The 17,797-nt window shown below is 56.2% G+C and carries 21 protein-coding genes; 2 read left to right on the forward strand and 19 right to left on the reverse strand.

Annotation, left to right across the window (positions count from 1 at the left end):
* Window positions 1-98 precede the first annotated feature (98 nt).
* Both REIFOR_RS10680 and REIFOR_RS10685 read left to right on the forward strand, forming a co-directional pair.
* On the forward strand, window positions 99-755 hold the full coding sequence (locus REIFOR_RS10680; RefSeq protein ID WP_100257548.1) for a response regulator: 657 nt from the start codon (window positions 99-101) through the stop codon (window positions 753-755).
* 79 nt (window positions 756-834) lie between these two features.
* A complete protein-coding gene (locus REIFOR_RS10685) occupies window positions 835-1,956 on the forward strand; it encodes a cation diffusion facilitator family transporter (RefSeq protein WP_158524360.1) in 1,122 nt (373 codons plus the stop codon).
* A 66-nt stretch (window positions 1,957-2,022) separates the two neighbouring features.
* Here REIFOR_RS10685 and aroC read toward each other — a convergent pair whose 3' ends face one another.
* The 19 genes from aroC to REIFOR_RS10780 form a co-directional block, all read right to left on the reverse strand.
* Window positions 2,023-3,126 carry a chorismate synthase gene (gene aroC / locus REIFOR_RS10690; protein ID WP_100257550.1) on the reverse strand — a complete coding sequence of 368 codons (1,104 nt, stop codon included), beginning with the start codon at window positions 3,124-3,126 and terminating at the stop codon, window positions 2,023-2,025.
* A gap of 89 nt (window positions 3,127-3,215) precedes the next feature.
* Complete coding sequence (gene prmB, locus REIFOR_RS10695; protein ID WP_100257551.1) at window positions 3,216-4,151, reverse strand: 50S ribosomal protein L3 N(5)-glutamine methyltransferase; 936 nt, start codon at window positions 4,149-4,151, stop codon at window positions 3,216-3,218.
* Window positions 4,152-4,203: 52 nt separating this feature from the next.
* The gene (locus REIFOR_RS10700; RefSeq protein ID WP_100257552.1) at window positions 4,204-5,025 is read right to left on the reverse strand and encodes an alpha/beta fold hydrolase; all 822 of its coding nucleotides are present in this window, start codon (window positions 5,023-5,025) and stop codon (window positions 4,204-4,206) included.
* Window positions 5,022-5,831, reverse strand: coding sequence for an alpha/beta fold hydrolase (locus REIFOR_RS10705; protein WP_100257553.1), 810 nt, complete (start codon window positions 5,829-5,831; stop codon window positions 5,022-5,024). The genes REIFOR_RS10700 and REIFOR_RS10705 overlap by 4 nt, the downstream gene beginning before the upstream one ends.
* Window positions 5,819-6,259 (reverse strand): SixA phosphatase family protein, encoded by a 441-nt coding sequence (locus REIFOR_RS10710; RefSeq protein ID WP_145980284.1) that lies wholly within the window; start codon window positions 6,257-6,259, stop codon window positions 5,819-5,821. Before REIFOR_RS10710 ends, REIFOR_RS10705 begins: the two co-directional genes overlap by 13 nt.
* The gene (locus REIFOR_RS10715) at window positions 6,259-6,528 is read right to left on the reverse strand and encodes a DUF4389 domain-containing protein (RefSeq protein ID WP_158524361.1); all 270 of its coding nucleotides are present in this window, start codon (window positions 6,526-6,528) and stop codon (window positions 6,259-6,261) included. Before REIFOR_RS10715 ends, REIFOR_RS10710 begins: the two co-directional genes overlap by 1 nt.
* A gap of 10 nt (window positions 6,529-6,538) precedes the next feature.
* Window positions 6,539-7,558 carry an NAD(P)H-dependent glycerol-3-phosphate dehydrogenase gene (locus REIFOR_RS10720; protein ID WP_405124674.1) on the reverse strand — a complete coding sequence of 340 codons (1,020 nt, stop codon included), beginning with the start codon at window positions 7,556-7,558 and terminating at the stop codon, window positions 6,539-6,541.
* Between the two features lie 18 nt (window positions 7,559-7,576).
* On the reverse strand, window positions 7,577-7,960 hold the full coding sequence (locus tag REIFOR_RS10725) for an anti-anti-sigma factor (protein ID WP_227003659.1): 384 nt from the start codon (window positions 7,958-7,960) through the stop codon (window positions 7,577-7,579).
* A gap of 126 nt (window positions 7,961-8,086) precedes the next feature.
* Window positions 8,087-9,268, reverse strand: a complete 1,182-nt coding sequence (locus REIFOR_RS10730) for a response regulator (RefSeq protein WP_100257558.1) — start codon at window positions 9,266-9,268, stop codon at window positions 8,087-8,089.
* Window positions 9,269-9,489: 221 nt separating this feature from the next.
* Entirely contained in the window at window positions 9,490-10,254 is a 765-nt protein-coding gene (locus REIFOR_RS10735; RefSeq protein ID WP_100257559.1) for an MlaA family lipoprotein, read from the reverse strand.
* Entirely contained in the window at window positions 10,227-10,646 is a 420-nt protein-coding gene (locus tag REIFOR_RS10740) for a hypothetical protein (protein WP_100257560.1), read from the reverse strand. Before REIFOR_RS10740 ends, REIFOR_RS10735 begins: the two co-directional genes overlap by 28 nt.
* Window positions 10,647-10,708: 62 nt before the next feature.
* Entirely contained in the window at window positions 10,709-11,188 is a 480-nt protein-coding gene (locus REIFOR_RS10745; RefSeq protein ID WP_100257561.1) for a chemotaxis protein CheW, read from the reverse strand.
* 77 nt (window positions 11,189-11,265) lie between these two features.
* On the reverse strand, window positions 11,266-11,958 hold the full coding sequence (locus tag REIFOR_RS10750) for a chemotaxis protein CheW (protein ID WP_100257562.1): 693 nt from the start codon (window positions 11,956-11,958) through the stop codon (window positions 11,266-11,268).
* A complete protein-coding gene (locus REIFOR_RS10755; RefSeq protein ID WP_100257563.1) occupies window positions 11,948-12,244 on the reverse strand; it encodes a hypothetical protein in 297 nt (98 codons plus the stop codon). The genes REIFOR_RS10750 and REIFOR_RS10755 overlap by 11 nt, the downstream gene beginning before the upstream one ends.
* Window positions 12,241-13,011: a ParA family protein gene (locus tag REIFOR_RS10760; RefSeq protein WP_100257564.1), complete on the reverse strand. Its 771-nt coding sequence runs from the start codon at window positions 13,009-13,011 to the stop codon at window positions 12,241-12,243. The genes REIFOR_RS10755 and REIFOR_RS10760 overlap by 4 nt, the downstream gene beginning before the upstream one ends.
* Window positions 13,012-13,023: 12 nt before the next feature.
* On the reverse strand, window positions 13,024-13,797 hold the full coding sequence (locus REIFOR_RS10765; RefSeq protein ID WP_100257565.1) for a flagellar motor protein MotB: 774 nt from the start codon (window positions 13,795-13,797) through the stop codon (window positions 13,024-13,026).
* Entirely contained in the window at window positions 13,794-14,528 is a 735-nt protein-coding gene (locus tag REIFOR_RS10770; protein ID WP_100257566.1) for a flagellar motor protein, read from the reverse strand. The genes REIFOR_RS10765 and REIFOR_RS10770 overlap by 4 nt, the downstream gene beginning before the upstream one ends.
* A gap of 80 nt (window positions 14,529-14,608) precedes the next feature.
* A complete protein-coding gene (locus REIFOR_RS10775) occupies window positions 14,609-15,634 on the reverse strand; it encodes a protein-glutamate methylesterase/protein-glutamine glutaminase (RefSeq protein ID WP_100257567.1) in 1,026 nt (341 codons plus the stop codon).
* Window positions 15,635-15,676: 42 nt separating this feature from the next.
* Entirely contained in the window at window positions 15,677-17,788 is a 2,112-nt protein-coding gene (locus REIFOR_RS10780; protein ID WP_100257568.1) for a chemotaxis protein CheA, read from the reverse strand.
* Window positions 17,789-17,797 lie beyond the last annotated feature (9 nt).

Genomic DNA, 17,797 nt, shown 5'->3' on the forward strand with positions numbered 1-17,797 from the left:
GTTAAAACATTAACACTCGTTTAGCAGCCTGACGCCACTCTAGCCCTTCTAGAACCCGCGTCGGCCTTCATTGTTGCACCCTTGCACCGGACCTACAGATGACCCCATATCCTTTTGCCGATCAAATCAATATTCTGGTGGCCGATGACCATCCGCTGTTCCGTCAGGCCTTGTCCGAAGCCCTGTCCCAAACCGATCATAAGATCCAGATACAACAGGTGCAATCCTTGGCCGACACCCTGATCGCGGCGGAAGCGGGTGATACCGATCTGATCTTACTCGATTTAAAGATGCCCGACTGCGTTGGTCTAATGGGGTTGATCGAATTACGCGCCCGGCATCCGGAGATCGCTATTGCCGTGGTGACCGCTAATGAGTCCAGCCAAACCATGCGTAAGGTGAAGTCGGCCGGGGCGGTTGGGTATCTGATTAAATCGATGGAGCTGGACTCGCTGGTTGCGGCCCTGAACAGCCTACTGAAGGGCGAACGGTATTTCTCTCTAGAAGGTGTTGAAGACCCACAGGATATAGATGACGATATCGATGCTATGAAGAAGCTGGCTTCGCTGACCCCCAAGCAGCAACATGTGCTCAGTCTGATCAGTCGCGGCCTGCTCAACAAACAGATCGCGTATGAACTCGATATTAAAGAGACCACCGTCAAGACCCATGTCTCGGAGATATTTCGCAAACTAAATATTTTTAACCGCACGCAGGCGGCCATTTACAACCAGTACCTCAACGTTCCGGAATAGGCGCGCGGGTTTGGCACCATCGCGCGCTTTGAGATGTTAGAATAGCCCGCTAACCACCGCTATGAGATCCGACAACACCATGACTGAGCTAAGCCGCGAACAACGTTTCAAGACCATTGGCCGGGTAAACTGGGTCTGCACGCTGGTCGATTCAGTGCTCTCCCTAGTCAAACTCAGTATCGGTTTCTTGGTCGCCTCGCCCGGCCTGATCGCCGATGGCTTGCACAGCCTGAGTGATCTGGCCACCGACATCCTAGCCCTCATCCTCGGCAAGCTGGCACAACACGGTCCGGATGCGGAACACCCCTATGGCCATGCCCGTTATGAAACCCTGGGTACAGTGATCTTGGGGATGGTGTTGATTCTGGTGGCCGTTGCCATCGGCCTCGAAAACCTGCTCGCGCTCTGGCGCGGGACGGTGGTGACCCCACATTGGATCGCCTTAATTGCGGTGGCTGTGTCTATCATCAGCAAAGAAGCGCTGTTCCACTATACCCTGAAGTACGCCAAGCTCACCCGATCCGCTTTACTGGAGGCCAATGCCTGGCATTCTCGCTCCGACAGCCTGTCTTCGGTCGCCGTCTTGATTGGCATTGGCTGTTCGCTGGCCGGCTGGCCGTTGGTGGAATATTTAGCCGCCTTGGCGGTGGCGCTGCTGATTGGCCATATGGGCTTTAAGCTGGCCTGGAATGCGATGCAAGATCTGATCGACCGCGGTGTGTCCGTCGATCAACAAACGACTTATCGAGCTACCCTGGGCACGGTGACCGATATTATCGATGTCCATATGCTGCGCAGCCGCCTGATGGGTACCGATGTGTTGATCGATGCCCATATTCAGGTGGCCCCCACCCTATCGGTGTCGGAGGCCCACCAAATCAATGACTTTGCTATGCGATTGCTGAAACAGGCGCATCCGGAGATCACCGATGTCACCCTGCATATCGATTTTGAATCGGATTTCCCAGATAAGAAAACCAAACTCGACCCCAAACGCCAGGCCTTGTTAAGTGAATTGGAGCGGGTTGGCATTAGCGGCTTTGAGCGGGTATATCTGCATTACACGGACAATCAGGTCGAGGTGGAATTGCTCTTTGCCCAGGGGCTTGAACTCGGGCACTTGGCACCGTCTGCCCGGGCCTTGGTGGCCAGCACGCCTTGGCTCGGCTCAATACGACTCTATAGCCGCAACCCGGCCTGACAGAGCCGAACCGACAAGACCTGCCTGAACGCCCAAGCCTCTTGAGGGCCGGGTATCGGCGTGGGCCTAGTCGGCCACGCGTCCGGGTATCGGCGGCAGCGGCGGTTGCACGCCGGCATTTTGCGCCCGGTGCCGTAAACAATGATCCATCAGCACCAAGGCCAACATCGCCTCGGCGATCGGCACGGCACGAATGCCGACACAGGGGTCGTGTCGACCCTTGGTAACTACCTCAATGTTTTCACCCTGGCGATTGATACTGCGCCCGGGGGTGGTTATCGACGAGGTCGGCTTAAGCGCGATCGTCACCAATAGATCCTGACCGGTGCTGATACCCCCGAGTACGCCGCCGGAGTGGTTAGAGAGGAAGCCTTCAACGCTCATCTCATCCCGATGCTCGGTACCCTTCTGGCTGACTACGGCAAAGCCGTCGCCTATCTCGACACCCTTGACGGCATTGATGCTCATCATGGCATGAGCGATTTCCGCATCGAGTCGGTCGAAGATCGGTTCGCCCCAACCGGGCACCATGCCCGTGGCGACGACCGATACCGCGGCGCCAACTGAATCTTGCTGGCGCCGCAGTTCCGTCATGTAAGCATCGAGTTCGTCTAACTTGTCGACATCGGCACAGAAAAACACATTGGTTGGGATCGCCGACGGGTCTTTATAGGCCAATTTGATCGGTCCCAACTGGCTCAAGTAGCCCTGAATGGTGACACCAAACTGTTCGTAGAGGTATTTTTTGGCAATGGCTCCGGCTGCGACCCGCATCGCGGTTTCCCGCGCCGAACTGCGCCCACCGCCCCGATAATCTCGGAAACCGTATTTCTGGTCATAGCCGTAGTCGGCGTGCGAGGGCCGATAGGTATCGGCAATATTGGCATAGTCCTTACTGCGCTGATCGGTGTTTTCGATCAACAGGCCAATGGGGGTGCCGGTGGTCTTACCCTCGAATAGGCCAGAGAGGATCTTTACCTCGTCGGCTTCGCGGCGCTGAGTGGTGTGCTTGCTGGTGCCGGGCTTGCGGCGGTCCAGATCCAGCTGCAAATCGGCTGCGCTGAGCGTCAGGCCGGGTGGACAACCGTCGATGATGGCGCCGAGGGCTTCGCCATGGCTTTCGCCAAAGGTGGTCAGGGTAAAGAGCCGACCGTAGGTATTTCCAGACATAGGATAATTAAACTCTTATCGTTGATCGGTTCAGCGACACTGCCGAAGCCTCAACAGAGGCCGTTGGCAAGGTCGCTCGAAACGGCCCGCTAGCGAAAGCGGGCCGCGTTTTTTTGTAACTCAGCGCTGGCAACAACCAGCACACCATGACCACCCTGACTGAAGTCGGGCCATTCAAAGGCGACCTCGGGGAAGGCGGCAATCAGTGCCGCGGCACTGTTACCCACTTCGCAGATTAACCAGCCGTCGGCGGTGAGATAGTCCGGCGCTTGGGCCAAAATTTTGCGCACCAAATCCAGACCGTCGTCACCGGCGGCCAGGCCCATTCTAGGTTCATGCAAGAACTCGGCCGGCATCTGGTCGATATCCTCGGCATCGACATAGGGCGGATTGCTGATGATCAGGTCGTAGCGGCGCGTCGGCAAGGCATCGAACAGGTCGCCTTCATAGGCATCGATCTGGTAGTCGAGATCTTTTAGGCCAATATTTTCAATGGCGATATTGAGCGCGTCCGGGCTGAGATCGCTGACATCGACGTGGGCGCCCGGAAAGGTGCGCGCCATGGCAATGCCCAGGCATCCGCTGCCGGTACACAGATCCAATAGGTGCGTCGGCTCGCTCGTCAACCAGGGTGCAAAGCGGTTGCTAATCAGTTCGCCGATCGGTGAGCGCGGGATCAGCACCGTATTATCGACGCGAAAGGGTTCATTAAAGAACCAAGCCTCTTCGAGCAGATAGGCGGTTGGAATCTTGTTGACGCAGCGGTCCTCGATCAGGCGATACAGTAGCGCGCGCTCAGTCTCTAGTAGGACGGCCGCCAAGGCGCTGTCGGGTACGTGCCAGTCCAGCTGCAGACCACGCACCACCAGATGACGGGCCTCCTGCCAAGGTTGACTGAAGCCGTGGCCATAAAAGCACTCGGCACGCTCCATCTGGCTGGCACAAAAACGGACCCAATCGGCCAGCGTGGTGAAACGGGCCAATTCCGTAAAGGCGGGCCAGTCGTATAACGAATTTTGGGTCATATTGCAGTCGGTTTCAGGAAAAGACGCTAGTATAACGACCCGAGCCGAAATTCTAAAGTAATCGCGCCAAAAGCCAGTGTGCGACCGGTTCCGGGTGTTCCATATGCAGGTGGTGTGAGCCGCGCATCAGGGTGGTCGATAACTGCGCTACGGCGGCCTGACGGTCGCTGAACAGGGCAGGATGGTCCGGCCAGGTGTCGATCGCAAAGACCAGTAGCTCAACCGGGATGGTGATTTGCGCCAGCCAGTAGAGAATCTCAGCTTCCGATAAGCGCCACAGACTGGCTTGGCGCAGGCGCCGATCATAGCGATGATACCAGCCGGCCGGGCTCTGGCCGATCGCTCGCTGTGCCAGTCGCTGTGCCGCCTGGGGTGAGAGTGGAAACTGGCCGCGCTGACGCGATTGGACAATCTGTTCAAAGCTTGAATAGTAGCGGGTCGGTATTAGCCGACCGCGCTGTTGATAGAGTTGTTCGAAGCGCTGAAAATTGTCCGCCAGCGCTGAGGCGGCCGGCCCGAGACCGTCGAGGCACAACAGCAGCTTGATTCTGGGATCGACCGCCGCTAACAGCTGGCCCAGCATGGCACCGAGGGAATGGCCGAGAATAATCGTCTCCGGCCAGTCCAAGGCATCGATCACCTGCCCTAACCTGGGCAACCAGGACAAGACAAACTGTCCGTCGGCAACCGGTAAATCGGCTGATTCGCCGTGTCCGGGCAGATCGATGGCCCACAGTTCGATGCCCGGCAGGTGCTCCGCCAAGGCGCTAAAGGACATCGCATTGTCGAGCAGGCCGTGCAATGCCAGGACCTTGCGGCCCTGCCCCCAACGGACGCCTTGGACGGCGCCATCGAGCAGACTAAAGGGCGTCATCGGCTGCCCGCCATGCGTTGCAGCAGCGTGCCGATATTGGCCGCCGTTGCCAGTGGATGTTCGAGCGGGAACATATGACTGCCGGGCATACGCAGGCTGGTAAAGCCCAAATAATCCTTCATACGCAGATATTGATGCTTGCGCACCGTGTCGCTCTGCCGGCCGACCAAAACGCCCGCCGGAACCGCTAACATGCCCGGCTTGAGCACCATGCCGTGCGGCAGCGTACGATACACCGCCAGCTCAACGGCCAATTGATAGGTCAGATCGACCGACCCCTGTTCATTTTCCGCCAAGGCACAGGCCAAATAGTCTTCTAGGCACTGTGGGTGAAAGCCGCTGAACAGGGCTCGGCTGCGAAAATAGTCGCGCGCCTCGGCCATGGAGGCCCATTCGATACGCCGGGTCTTGGTCTTATGGGCCGGCGACAGGCGATTGATCAGGCCGGTGAGCTTAGCCGTCTGGATCAGTAAGGATTCAAAGCGATTGAAGGTCGGCACATCGAGCAGGATCACCGCCCGAAACAGCTCAGGTCGTTGCAGGGCGGCCAACAGGGTAAGCGCGCCGCCCAAGGAATGACCGATGCCGATTACCGGCTGCTGAGTTTGGCTTTCAATACTGTGAATCAGCTGGTGCGTGAGCTGACTCCAGTTATTGCCAACCGGGTATTTCGGGTCGTGACCCAAAAGCGGTATCTGATAGATCGGATGGCGCTCACCCAACTGCTGCAGCAACAGCTGATAACTGGCCGAGGGGAAACCATTGGCGTGGGCGAAGTGAATCGGCGCGTGCGTTAGCGAATCCATTCAAGCTGCACAAAGCCGGGGAGAAATTCGTCGGCCAATAGGCAGGCAAGGTCCGCGGTATCCATATTAATACCGCGTGCGTCGGCGCCGCACAGGTGGCGCAGCAATCGGGTTAACAGGGGATTGTGCGCGATGATCAACTGGGTCTCCAAACGCGGATCGATCAGCGACAGCAGAATCGGATCGAGGTCGCTGTCGGGTAATAGCTGGTCGTCGACGCTGCGGCGCTGCAAGGCCAGACCCTCGGCGACCAGGGTATCGGCGGTTTGTAAGGCTCGTAGATAGGGGCTGACGATGAGCAGATCAATCACCGGCAAGTAACGACACTTACTTGCCACCGCGGCCTTGCCGGTAACCGTCAGGGCCCGGGAAGCGTCGTCGAATCGATAAGGCTCCGCCTCACCGTGGCGCATTAGATAGAGCCGCACTATTGGTCGTCGGCTCGGGGCCAGTCGGTGAAGGGATAAACCTTGTCATCACTGGCGAAGGTTAGATAGGCCAGAATCTGGGACTGGAAGATGCTCAGAGGTTTGGCGAAGGCCACCAATGAGGCGATCGGCTCATCCTGAAACCAGAGCACGATCCATTGAATAAGGCTGATTAGGCCCGTTACCATTAGACTCATGCGTAAAAATAGCCAAAATAGCAGCATATAGGGTAGCCGCACCAGATGATGTTCCCGTTGTTCCTTTTTCATATAACGCTCCTCACATGCCCACGGACATAAATTCAACATCTTCGGCCAGGTCACCGGACATCAGGCGACTGGCAATTTCTTTCACCGGCATGTCTTGATAGATGATGGCATAGAGGCCTTTGACCAGCGGCATATAAACCCCTAATTCGTCGGCCTTCTCGTTCACCATGCGTAGGGTGTTGATGCCTTCGGCGGTTTCACCGATCTTCTTGATCGCCTGTTTCAGCGTCATACCTTCGCCAATGTAATAACCAACGCGGTAGTTGCGGCTCAACTGCGACGAACAGGTGACAATCAGATCGCCCACCCCGGCTAGGCCGAGAAAGGTCATTGGGTTGGCGCCCAAGCGTACGGCAAAACGCGACATTTCGGCGAGTGAGCGGGTGATAATGGCGGCACGGGTATTTTCGGCCATGCCCAAGGCAACGGCCAAACCAGTAATAATGGCGTAGATATTTTTCAGTGCCCCGGCCATCTCAACCCCATAGATATCCGGGTTGCCATAGACCCGAAAGGACGGGCAACTGAGCAGCTGCTGAACTTCCTGACGCAGGGCTTGGCTATAGGAGGCTATAACGGTTGCCGAAATTTGATTGTCGGCTATTTCCTTGGCCAGATTAGGCCCTGAAATCACGCCGACATCATGCTTCGGCGCTAGATCGTGCAGGATTTGGCTCATCAATTTAAAGCTGGTGGGTTCAATCCCTTTGGTCAGGCTGATCAGACGGGCGTTGGCGGGCAAATACTGCACGGTTTCCTCAACCACGGCGCGAAAGGCCTTACTCGGCACGGCGACAAAGACATAGTGTGCATCGCGCACAGCGGATTCCAGATCGAGCGACGGGGTGAGGTTATCGACTAAGCGATATCCGGGCAGGTAGCGGGAATTTTGCCGATTTTGCAGTATATCGTCGGCCTGCTTTTCACTGCGCATCCAGAGGGTCACCGGATGGTGGTTCAGCGCGGCTATATTGGCAACGGCCGTGCCAAAACTCCCGCCCCCCAATACCGTTACCTTACTTGAGGTCAGTTGAGTCACTCGGTGTCCTTAATTAATTTGGTTTTCAATACACTCAACCAGATCCTTGAAGGCCCGGCGGTTATTTTCGTTGAGTGACATCAGTATCTTGTGCGCTTCCAGAACGCGTGCACGCGCGGTCGATTCGTCCAAGGGCACCAGGTCGGCTTCCTGTAACGATGAGGCGTCGGTTAAATCTTGCTGGGTAATCATGGTGTAGACTCGATCTCGAAAACCCATCGACTCGACTATCCGGGTAATATCGGCATGGCTGGAGATAAGCAATGGAATTTGACCCATCTTCGGTGTGGCCACGCGCGATATCTTGGCCAGCAGACCCAAGCTGGTGCTGTCGATGCCCTCGGCTTCGGTCAAATCGACGGTAACCGATTCGAACGCATTATCATGAACCATGGTGTTCAGGCACGAATCTATCGTCGTACACAAAGCCATCCTGACATCGCCTGTCAGCTTGATGACATATCTTCCTTGATGGTTTGCCATCAGGACACGACCGTTGTTCATGACATTCAACCTTGGTTACGATTTTTCAACCGTTAAAACAGTAATATCGTCCGGAGCGTCTGCGGTTTGACCGTTTTCACGCTTCTGTGCGAGGTACTCATGCATAGTATGAGACCGGTCTGCGCCTAACTCAAGCAATCGTGCTTCTTTTTGCGCTAAAGTCGATTCGCTCATCAATTCAAAGATGCCATCGGACAACAGCGTCAATTGTTTGAACCCTTTCAAGTCCATATGGCGGGTGACATAGGAGGCATCGTCAAATAAACCGACTGCCAGGCTTTCCGGCTCTATGGTGCGACATTCCGACTCAAAGCAGAGGATCGGTGCCGGGAAGTGCGCGGCCAGGGCGTAATCCATTCGGTCCTCGAGGGTATTGATGATGCCATAGAACATGGTGGCGTGTTTATGGGTCTGAGTTTTCAATAATTCCAAGTTGATTTGCCGCAGTAGCTGGCCCGGATTGGTCACTATATCGGAGGTGTCGTTTTCCAACTCGTCGCGATAGCGATCGATCTGAGTTTTAATCAATAGGGTAATAAGCGCGGAACTGGCGCCGTGGCCGGAGACATCGGCGATATAGAACACCAGCTGGTTTGGCCCCAACTCGAAATAGTCGACCAGGTCGCCACTCAGGTAGGTAGAAGGCTCCATATCATGGCGCACATGGTAATCCCCTTGGGTCAACTCAAAGGTCGGTAAGAGCCGCTGCTGCACGGCCCGGCCGGCTTGCAGATCGAGTTTTAAGCGATCGACGTGGTCTTGCAGCTGTTGATTACGCTGCTCCAACTCTTGCCGATAGAGATAGTTTTCCTTAAATAACAGCGCCCGCTCCAAGGCGCGCTCGACCGAATGCTCTAACACACTGAGATCGACCACCGGCTTCATCAAATAATCGGCCGCACCCAGGCGCAGCGCCTCTACCACGTCGGTCATCACGCCGGCGCCCGATACCACGATCACCGGCACCTCGTCGGTCGCTTCCATAATGCAATTGAGCAGCGAGATGCCGTCCATGCCGGGCATGCGCAGATCACAAATAACCAGATCAGGGCGCTCCCGTTCGAATACGGCCAGGCCTTCGGTGCCATTGGCCGCCTCTAAAATGCGGTAGCCACTGTCCTCAAGATAAGCGACGATGGAGTCGCGTACGGCTTTTTCATCTTCGACGATTAATAGCGTCGCGTCGTTTAGTGCCATAATTTGATCGGCCTGCAGAGATAGACCTTCAAGTTAGCCATACTGCGTTCAGAACGCAACCGTTACAGGTCAGAGTTCGCATAGAATCACGCGCGTGGGTGCGCTTAAGGTTTACCTAATGCATGCGCTCAGGCGCCGGGCGTGCCAAGTTGGCAGAGAGGGAGGTGTTGCGCGGTGGCTTCGACCCGCCCCATTCGGGCCGGCATTGGGCCCGGTTGGCCCTAGAAGTCTTCATCCACAAAGGTGCCGTCATCGGAGGAGAAATCCTCTCCCTGATCGAGAAAAGCGTCGCCATCAAGGATTCCATCCTGAACATCATAGTCCCGCTTTGATAGATACACCTGTCGATATTGGCTATAGGCATCGCCCATCAATAGGCTCTCTGCGGCCAATAGATCGGCACGGGTCTGCACACCAGCGAGCACGGTTATGCCGATACGCGGGCCATTGTTGATCGACAGCTGGAGCAAGGGGCTCAGCAAGGGATCAACCACAACGCCTAGGCCATCGCGTACTGAGCTCGGCCCGACCAAGGGCAACACCAGATAGGCCCCGCTGTTGAACCCCCAAACGCCAAGGGTCTGACCCAGGTCTTCGCGCTGCACGGGAATGCCCAGTTTGCTGGCGACATCGAACAGGCCACCGATGCCGACGGTCGAGTTGATCAGCAGCCGTTCGGCTGATTGCAAAGCAGCCCCGGCCTTGCCTTGCAAACCGTTGTGCACGGTGTTGCGAATCTCACCGAGATTGCCCACGAAATTGCGTACGCCATTTTCGGCAAAGCTGGGCAATAGCGCGTGATAAACCACTGCGGTGGGCCGCAAAAGCCAGCTGTCGAGGAAGTCATTGAATTTAAATACCACCCGATTAACAGGCTCGAACGGATCCTGCTGTGCGGCATAGGCCGGCAGGCAAACGCTCGCGCCCGTCAGCGCCAGGAACAGCGCGACGGTCGGAATTAGGCGCTTTTGTGTTCGTTTATCCATGATGATAGGGCTTGTTCCGCGCGCGTGGTGAGACCGAGAGTACTTTCCTTAGCTACGGGCGCTTCCGGCTGGGGTGCATTGGTAACGGCTTTTTGCACGTCAGCAAAGCGGTGTACAGTCGACTGTTTTAAATCCTGTGCCTCTGCAAAGCTAGAGACGTTCGAAGACTTTTTTAAATTTTTCTCGATGCCGGCCAAACGTCGCCCCACACCGATGGCGCTCTGATTAAGCATCTTCAGTTCACGCACTGACTGCGCTTGACTGAGCACAAAACGGGCTTCAAGCCGCGCGAGCCGGCGCCAGGTAATGACCACCAAACTGACCAAGAGAACCATACCGACAATGAGGCCCTGCTCTAACACTGTAAATTCTAACCCGACAAATTGACCCATAAGTCTCGTCACTCCAAATTATTGACACTAATGTGACATACTAGCAAAAATTACGCCATCATCTAGAGGTCGGACAATTCTGCCCATTCATGGTCGTTTAAAAGGTTTTTAATCGCGATCAGGATCAACAGTCTGTCATTCTTATGGCTGACGCCCTGAATGTAACGGGCATTCTCAGAGTTGCCAACATTCGGCGCCGGTTCAATTTCAGACTGGCGCAGGTACACCACCTCGGCCACCGCGTCGACTAGGATGCCAACGACCTGGGCCTCGGTTTCCAAAATCACAATACGGGTGCTGTCGCTAATCTCGGTTGACCGCAGGCCAAACCGCTCTCGGGTATCGACCACGGTGACAACATTGCCGCGCAGATTGATGATACCGATCACGTAGGCTGGTGCGCCGGGCACTGGCGCGATCTCACTGTGGCGCAGCACTTCACGCACCTGCATGACGTTAATGCCATAGGTTTCTTGTTCCAGGCGGAAGGTGACCCATTGCAGGATCGGGTCGTCGTCCGTGTTGGCAGTCTGTGCGGTCATGATCGGTTTCCCACTCGGTGAGCTTTTACTATAGTTCAGTTCCCGACAGCCCGCGGTCAATAAAGCCACGCCGGCGCTTAACCACGCACCAGCTGCTCAAAGGCATCCGGATCGACCAGGGCACACAGCTCAGAAATAACAGTACCCGCCAACCACGGCCGAGAGGTCCGCTGAGTGCGCCATTTGACCGCTTCCGGGACCAGGGAAATCGAGCCCTTAATGCCTTGTGCCGCAAAGGCCCAATCGGAATCGTGCACTCCAATGGCGAACCGCACCCATGCCTTGGTCTTGGGTTGGTTGCGCTCGGGCATAACCATCAGGGCGGTATCGACCACCCGTACCGATTGACCCTGGTGCCCTGGCAGCAGACCCAGGAACCAACTGGGCTGATCAAACAGAGGGGTGAGCTTTTTATCCACGGTATAAATGGTGCTCAGCATCCGCAGGGGTACCGCCAATTTTAGTCCATTGACGGTAAAAACCAGGCAATCGAAGCGTTGCCGCGCCCAAGCCGGTTGGCCCCTGCTCGGCCAATCGAAGAGCGGCGCTGCGGCGCTCGACAGCGCGATCTCAGGCTGCGGCTGCGTTGCGCTGGGGACCGAGGTCGCTCCGCCCGCACCGACTTGCCGAGCCAGATTTTGATACCCCGTGCGCTCCGGATCAATCGCGGTGGCATCGTGCAACAGGGCATCCAAGTAGGCCGTCAACACGCGTGCAGTGGTGCTTGGTGCAGTCTGGGTGCGGGCTGAGCCGGCGCAATTATCGGCCATGCGCCGACCGGGTTTGGTGATCGCGGCAGACACTCAGCCACAACAGATCCCGGAGCCGAGACTGGGATAGTTTTTGGATATGCGCCAAGAGCATCAGCTCAATACACAGCGCCTGAGCATTATTGAGCGGTTTGCGCCACAGGCAGATCATCTCATGGCCGTGGGTTACCTGCGCCAGGGTCAACTCGCGCAGGTCGTGCACGGCGGGTCTGGGGGGCTCGGCCAGCAAGGTGTCGATATAGGCATCGAGTACCCGACGCGCAGAGCGATTGCGCTTTGCCCTCATCGGCTCTGCCCGAGTGTTTTTAACAGACTGCCGTAGGCCCTGGCACCGCGACTGGCGCCATCGACCTGACTAATGGCCTTGCCGGCTCGACTGGCGTCGCGTAATTTGGTATCAACTGGGATCGCCAAATCCCAGATATGGCCCTGATGCTGCACTTTGAGCGTTTTCAGACTTTTAATCGAGGCTTGCGTGCGGCGGTCAAACATAGTCGGGATAACCAGATAATCCAGTTCACGACGCTGCGATCGAGTCACCATTTGAATGGTATGCACCATACGCTCCAAGCCCTTGAGCGCTAAAAACTCGGTTTGCACCGGCACCAACAGCTTCTTGCAAGCCGCGAGCGAATTGATCAACAGAAAACCTAACAGCGGCGGAGTGTCGATCAGCGCGTAATCAAAATCATCCCATAGGGTGGCGAGCGTTTTGGACACGATCAGGCCCATGCCGTCCTGCTGGCTGATATTGCGTTCCAAGGTCGCTAAGGCGGTCGAGGCGGGTATCATTTTCATACCCGGGACCGAGGTTGCGACAATAATATCGGCATGGAGTTGTGCGGATGGCTGGCCAGGATGCATAAACAGATCGAAAGCGCTCTGTTCGATCTCATCCGGATTGAAACCAAAATAACTGGTCAAGGAACCTTGGGGATCGAGATCGAGCAGCAGCACTCGATGGCCTTGCTCGGCCAACAGCGCCCCCAATGACACCACCGTGGTGGTTTTGCCGACCCCACCCTTCTGATTCGCAATAGACCAAACCTGCATGTTTATGCCTCTCTAGGATCCTGCCGAACGAACACTGGCACCAAAGCCGGCCACTAGGATAGACAGGGTGCCCTGCTGCGGCCGCGCACCCGCATGGCTGGCTTGATAGTGGCCAAAGGCCGTGGCAGACAAACGCTGCCCCTGGATGCCAGCGCGCTGTAAATAGCTTAAGACGTTGATTGCCCGCTGCGCCGACAACTGCCAACTGCCAAGCGACGTACTGCTCTCCTGACGCAGGCTGTACCCTTCCACGGCGACCGGCAGATGCAGCTCGGCTAAGATCTTGCCAACCTCATAGAGCATCGCTTCGGCGTTGTTGGTAATTTTGGCCGAGCCCGGTGAAAAGGTGATCGAGTCGGCGATCTGAATCTCCATCCAGGCCTCACTGCCGCTGACACTGAACAGCTGCTGTTCGATCAGTGGGGCGAATTGCTGTTTCAGCTGCTGTTGAATATCGAGCAACGCGGCCTGCTGCTGCAAGCGCTCGGCGCCATCCGGGGCGACATCGGCGGCGGCGTTCAATTGGCTTGGTGAGAGCGGGCTGAAAAAATCAGGCCCTTGGTCGGGTGTGGCCAATGCAGCCGAATCGATAGGCGTTGGTTGCACATCGAAGACCTGCGTTAGGCTAGCGCTGACCTGTTTGAATTTTGCCTGTTCCAGCGAACTGATTGAGAACAAGAAAACAAAAAACGCAAACAGCAGGGTTAAAAAATCGGCATAGGACAGAATCCAACGATGCTCTTTGGAAGAGCTGCTAACAAAACGCTGGCGCTTGAGCCGATTCACAAGCGATATTCTTTCAATCGGCGTTCCATTAAGCGCGGATGTTCGCCCTCTAAGATGGCCAACAGGCCGTCGCAGAGCATTTCCTCGAATTGACTGCGCTGCAGGGCATCGGCGCGCAGCCGGCCGGCGACCGGCAGTAAAAATAGATTGGCCAGGCCAACCCCATAGATTGTGGCTACAAAGGCGGTGGCAATGCCGACACCGATGGCGTTCATATCATCGACCTGGGTCATCACCTGTATCAGCCCCAGTACCGCCCCGATGATCCCCATGGTCGGCGCGTAACCTCCCAAGGCTTCAAAAAAATCGGCCGTGCGCAACCATTCGTGTTCGCGTGATTCCATGGACACTTGCAGGCTTTGCTGGATTTTACCGCCATCGGCCCCATCGACAATTAACTGCAAACCCAAGCGTAAGAATCGATCGGGCTCCTTTGTTGACTCAGACTCCAGACTCAAGGGACCGTTGCGACGCACCAGCTGACCCCAATGGGTAAGTTTACCAATGGCCGAGTCGCCGCTCTGATGGTGCGACCAGAAGATACTTGGAAATAAGCGCCAAGCGGTTTTCCACGTTCTGACCTCGGCCTGGACCATGCCCGCGGCCAGGGTCCCGCCAAGCACGATCAGTGCGGCGGGTATATTGGACAAAGAACCGACCTGGCCCCCTTCCATCAGATGGCCACCGAAAACGGCAAACCAAGCAAATAACAGGCCCGCAAGCGCAATCATCTAGAATCCTTATAACAACGTTAACAAGTTTAGCGACTTAGCCCCAACCAGGCGCGCAGACATGGGCTGGCAGGCCAGCTTTATCCGCCGTAACGGACAACTTCGACCATCCGCTGAGCGATGCTCAACAGGGGAATCACCTCATCGGCGAGATTGGCCTTTGTTATTGCAGAAGGCATGCCATCGATGACACAGGTACTGGCCTCCTGCGCCCATACCACGCTATTGCCCTGCTTCAGCAAGCGGGCCCCTTCCCGGCCATCGGCCCCCATGCCGGTGAGTACGATGGCCAAGGTGCGATTACCGTAGTATTTCACGGCGCTACCAAAGGTCAGGTCGACGCTGGGTTTATAATTCAGTCGCGCATCGCCGGCTAAAATTCGCAGCCGGTTTTTGCCGCTCAGCATCATTTGCATGCCACCGGGCGCCAGATAGGCCGAACCCGGCGCCAAGTCCTGACCGTCAACGGCCTGCTGAACATGGATCGCGCACTGGGCATTTAGGCGCTCTGCGAACGATGCGGTGAAGGTGCCGGGCAAGTGCTGAATTATTAGTATCGGGCACGGGAAATTGACCGGTAGTTGCGTCAAAACCTTTTGCAGTGCGACCGGTCCACCGGTCGAGGCGCCGATCAGCACCAGTTCAAAATCCTGCGCATAGCTAGTGGTTCTCTGCCCAGCGCTCGGTGAGGGCAGATTTGGCGCTGCCCTCGGTCCGGCCAAGGTGAGCAACTTAGCCACCAAAATTTGTTTTAGACTGGAATGGCCACCGCTGATGCGCTCGTAGCTTTTGGGTAAAAAATCGACCGCCCCAGCATCCAGTGCGTCCAGGGTAATACGCGCACCTTCGATGGTAAGCGACGAAAACATCAGGATCGGCGTCGGTTGCTGAGTCATTATTTCACGCACCGAGGAAATGCCATCCATCAGCGGCATCTCGTAATCCATGGTGATCACATCGGGCTGCAAACTCAGTGTTTTTTCCACGGCTTCTCGACCATTGCTGGCCTCACCGACGACCCTAAGCCGCGGATCAGCATTGATAATGGTTTTAACCTGTTGACGAAAAAACCCCGAATCATCAACAACCAGGACCCCAATAGACATCGATTAACCTCAATAATGACCGAACAGTTAAACAGCAACGCGCTATCGACCTTGGCCGGTGTGCGCCTGAAGCAGGCTGGGGATGTCCAAGATCAGGGCAATGCGACCGTCACCGGTAATGGTCGCTCCGGCCATGCCGGGCGTGCCCTGCAACATCTGACCGAGGGGCTTAATAACGACCTCTTCTTGACCCACCAGTTGATCGACCACAAAGCCGATATTCTGACTGCCGACCGTGACCACAACCACATGACCGGCGACCATTTTCTGATGGTCGAACGCCATATCCTTGATCAACCAACGTTTCAGATAATAGAGCGGAATGGGTTTACTGCGCACCACAACAACTTCCTGGCCATCGACCACATTGGTCTTGGTCAAATCAAGATGAAAGATCTCGCTAACACTGGCCAGCGGCAAGGCAAAGGCTTGATGCTCGATTACCACCATCAGCGTCGGCATAATCGCCAGCGTCAGGGGGACCTTGATACTGATGGTGGTGCCGATATTTAATTGCGATTCAATATCGATCGTACCATTCAACTGGCCAATCTTGGTTTTCACCACGTCCATGCCTACACCCCGGCCGGATACATCGGAAATAACCTCCTTGGTGCTGAAGCCGGGTGAAAAAATAAGATTAAAACACTCTTTGTCGCTCAGTCGGTCGGCGGCATCTCGATCCATTACCTTTCTCGTCACCGCCAGTTCGCGCAACGTGTTGGGGTCCATGCCACCCCCGTCATCCATGATGGTGAGTAAAATATGATCGCCCTCTTGTTGTGCGGCTAAGACGATCCGGCCCATTCGTGGCTTGCCGTTGGCCGCCCGTATGTCCGGGGTCTCGACGCCATGATCCACCGAATTGCGCACTAGATGGACCAAGGGATCGGCGAGCGCATCGACCAAATTCTTGTCCAGATCGGTGTCTTCACCGACCAGTTCTAAATTGACCTCTTTCTTTAGGGTACGAGCTAAATCGCGCACCACGCGTGGAAAGCGGCCGAAAACTTTTTTGATCGGCTGCATGCGTGTCTTCATTACCGAGGCCTGCAAGTCAGCCGTGACGACATTGAGGTTCCCAACCGCTTTCTGTAAGGTCTCGTCGTCGAGTTCCGCGCCGAGCCGAACCAATCGATTACGCACCAAGACCAGCTCACCAACCATATTAAGAATGTCATCTAGGCGCTGCGTGTCGACTCGCACCGTGCTTTCTTGCTGACTGCCGGAATTTTTTGCCGGCCCTTTCGGCGGCCGCTGATCAGTCGGGGCAGTTGGGGGTACTGGCTCGACAGGGCGCTTGGCCTTGTCAGGCGATGCCGGCGTACTGGTCACCGGCTCGACGGGGCGGGGCCGCGGTGTTTGCTCGGCCAGGGCTGGCGTCGGTGCGGGACTGTCGACCTTGGTGAACTGGCCCTTACCGTGCAATTGATCCAACAGTGCTTCAAATTCATCGTCAGAAATATCATCACCCGGCGCCGTGGACGGGGCGGCTTCTGGATCGGTGTCGTCTTTCGGGGCGCCGATCTTGCCCTTACCGTGCAGCTGATCGAGTAAAGCTTCAAATTCATCTGCGCTGATGTCGTCACTCGCCGCGCCGAGGTCCGAACCGACGCCAGGGCCGATATCAGTGTTCGAGCTGACCGGCGCAATGGCGTCCAGTAAACGTTCGAACTCCGTATCGGTGATGTCCTCCCCCGCCGCAGTCGGCTCGATGACCGCGCGCACTCGGTCCCCGGCGTTGCGTTCCGAAGCGCTCGCCGGCATGGCTTGGGCATAAAAATGCAGCCGCGCTAAGAGCGAACTATCGGCCGCCAACAGTGCCTCGCCGGCACTCACGGCGGTGAACATATCATTGACCACGTCGAGTGTACTCAAGACACAGTCCATCAAATCGGCGTCGACCGTGCGCAGACCATTGCGCAGGGTATCGAAGACGTTTTCAGCCACATGACAGCAATCAACTAGCGCGCTTAGCTGCAAAAATCCAGCACCTCCCTTGACCGTATGAAAGCCACGAAAGATGGTATTCAATAATTCTTTGTCGTCGGGACGGCTTTCCAGTTCAACTAATTGCGCCGATAGCTGCTCTAAGATTTCACCCGCTTCAACCAAAAAATCTTGCAGAATTTCATCGTCCGCTTCGAAGCCCATAGTTGTGCT

Source organism: Reinekea forsetii (assembly GCF_002795845.1).
Taxonomy (GTDB): domain Bacteria; phylum Pseudomonadota; class Gammaproteobacteria; order Pseudomonadales; family Natronospirillaceae; genus Reinekea; species Reinekea forsetii.

Bases quoted from the DNA above. Each gene is read 5' to 3' on its own strand.
- REIFOR_RS10715 (WP_158524361.1), bottom strand. From the start codon at position 6,528: ATGAAAAAGGAACAACGGGAACATCATCTGGTGCGGCTACCCTATATG.
- REIFOR_RS10755 (WP_100257563.1), bottom strand. From the start codon at position 12,244: ATGAGGGCAAAGCGCAATCGCTCTGCGCGTCGGGTACTCGATGCCTAT.
- REIFOR_RS10730 (WP_100257558.1), bottom strand. From the start codon at position 9,268: ATGGCACTAAACGACGCGACGCTATTAATCGTCGAAGATGAAAAAGCC.
- REIFOR_RS10775 (WP_100257567.1), bottom strand. From the start codon at position 15,634: ATGTCTATTGGGGTCCTGGTTGTTGATGATTCGGGGTTTTTTCGTCAA.
- REIFOR_RS10700 (WP_100257552.1), bottom strand. From the start codon at position 5,025: ATGACGCCCTTTAGTCTGCTCGATGGCGCCGTCCAAGGCGTCCGTTGG.
- REIFOR_RS10735 (WP_100257559.1), bottom strand. From the start codon at position 10,254: ATGGATAAACGAACACAAAAGCGCCTAATTCCGACCGTCGCGCTGTTC.
- REIFOR_RS10745 (WP_100257561.1), bottom strand. From the start codon at position 11,188: ATGACCGCACAGACTGCCAACACGGACGACGACCCGATCCTGCAATGG.
- REIFOR_RS10740 (WP_100257560.1), bottom strand. From the start codon at position 10,646: ATGGGTCAATTTGTCGGGTTAGAATTTACAGTGTTAGAGCAGGGCCTC.
- aroC (WP_100257550.1), bottom strand. From the start codon at position 3,126: ATGTCTGGAAATACCTACGGTCGGCTCTTTACCCTGACCACCTTTGGC.
- REIFOR_RS10685 (WP_158524360.1), top strand. From the start codon at position 835: ATGACTGAGCTAAGCCGCGAACAACGTTTCAAGACCATTGGCCGGGTA.
- REIFOR_RS10705 (WP_100257553.1), bottom strand. From the start codon at position 5,831: ATGGATTCGCTAACGCACGCGCCGATTCACTTCGCCCACGCCAATGGT.
- prmB (WP_100257551.1), bottom strand. From the start codon at position 4,151: ATGACCCAAAATTCGTTATACGACTGGCCCGCCTTTACGGAATTGGCC.
- REIFOR_RS10770 (WP_100257566.1), bottom strand. From the start codon at position 14,528: ATGATTGCGCTTGCGGGCCTGTTATTTGCTTGGTTTGCCGTTTTCGGT.
- REIFOR_RS10750 (WP_100257562.1), bottom strand. From the start codon at position 11,958: ATGGCCGATAATTGCGCCGGCTCAGCCCGCACCCAGACTGCACCAAGC.
- REIFOR_RS10680 (WP_100257548.1), top strand. From the start codon at position 99: ATGACCCCATATCCTTTTGCCGATCAAATCAATATTCTGGTGGCCGAT.
- REIFOR_RS10725 (WP_227003659.1), bottom strand. From the start codon at position 7,960: ATGGTTCATGATAATGCGTTCGAATCGGTTACCGTCGATTTGACCGAA.
- REIFOR_RS10780 (WP_100257568.1), bottom strand. From the start codon at position 17,788: ATGGGCTTCGAAGCGGACGATGAAATTCTGCAAGATTTTTTGGTTGAA.
- REIFOR_RS10760 (WP_100257564.1), bottom strand. From the start codon at position 13,011: ATGCAGGTTTGGTCTATTGCGAATCAGAAGGGTGGGGTCGGCAAAACC.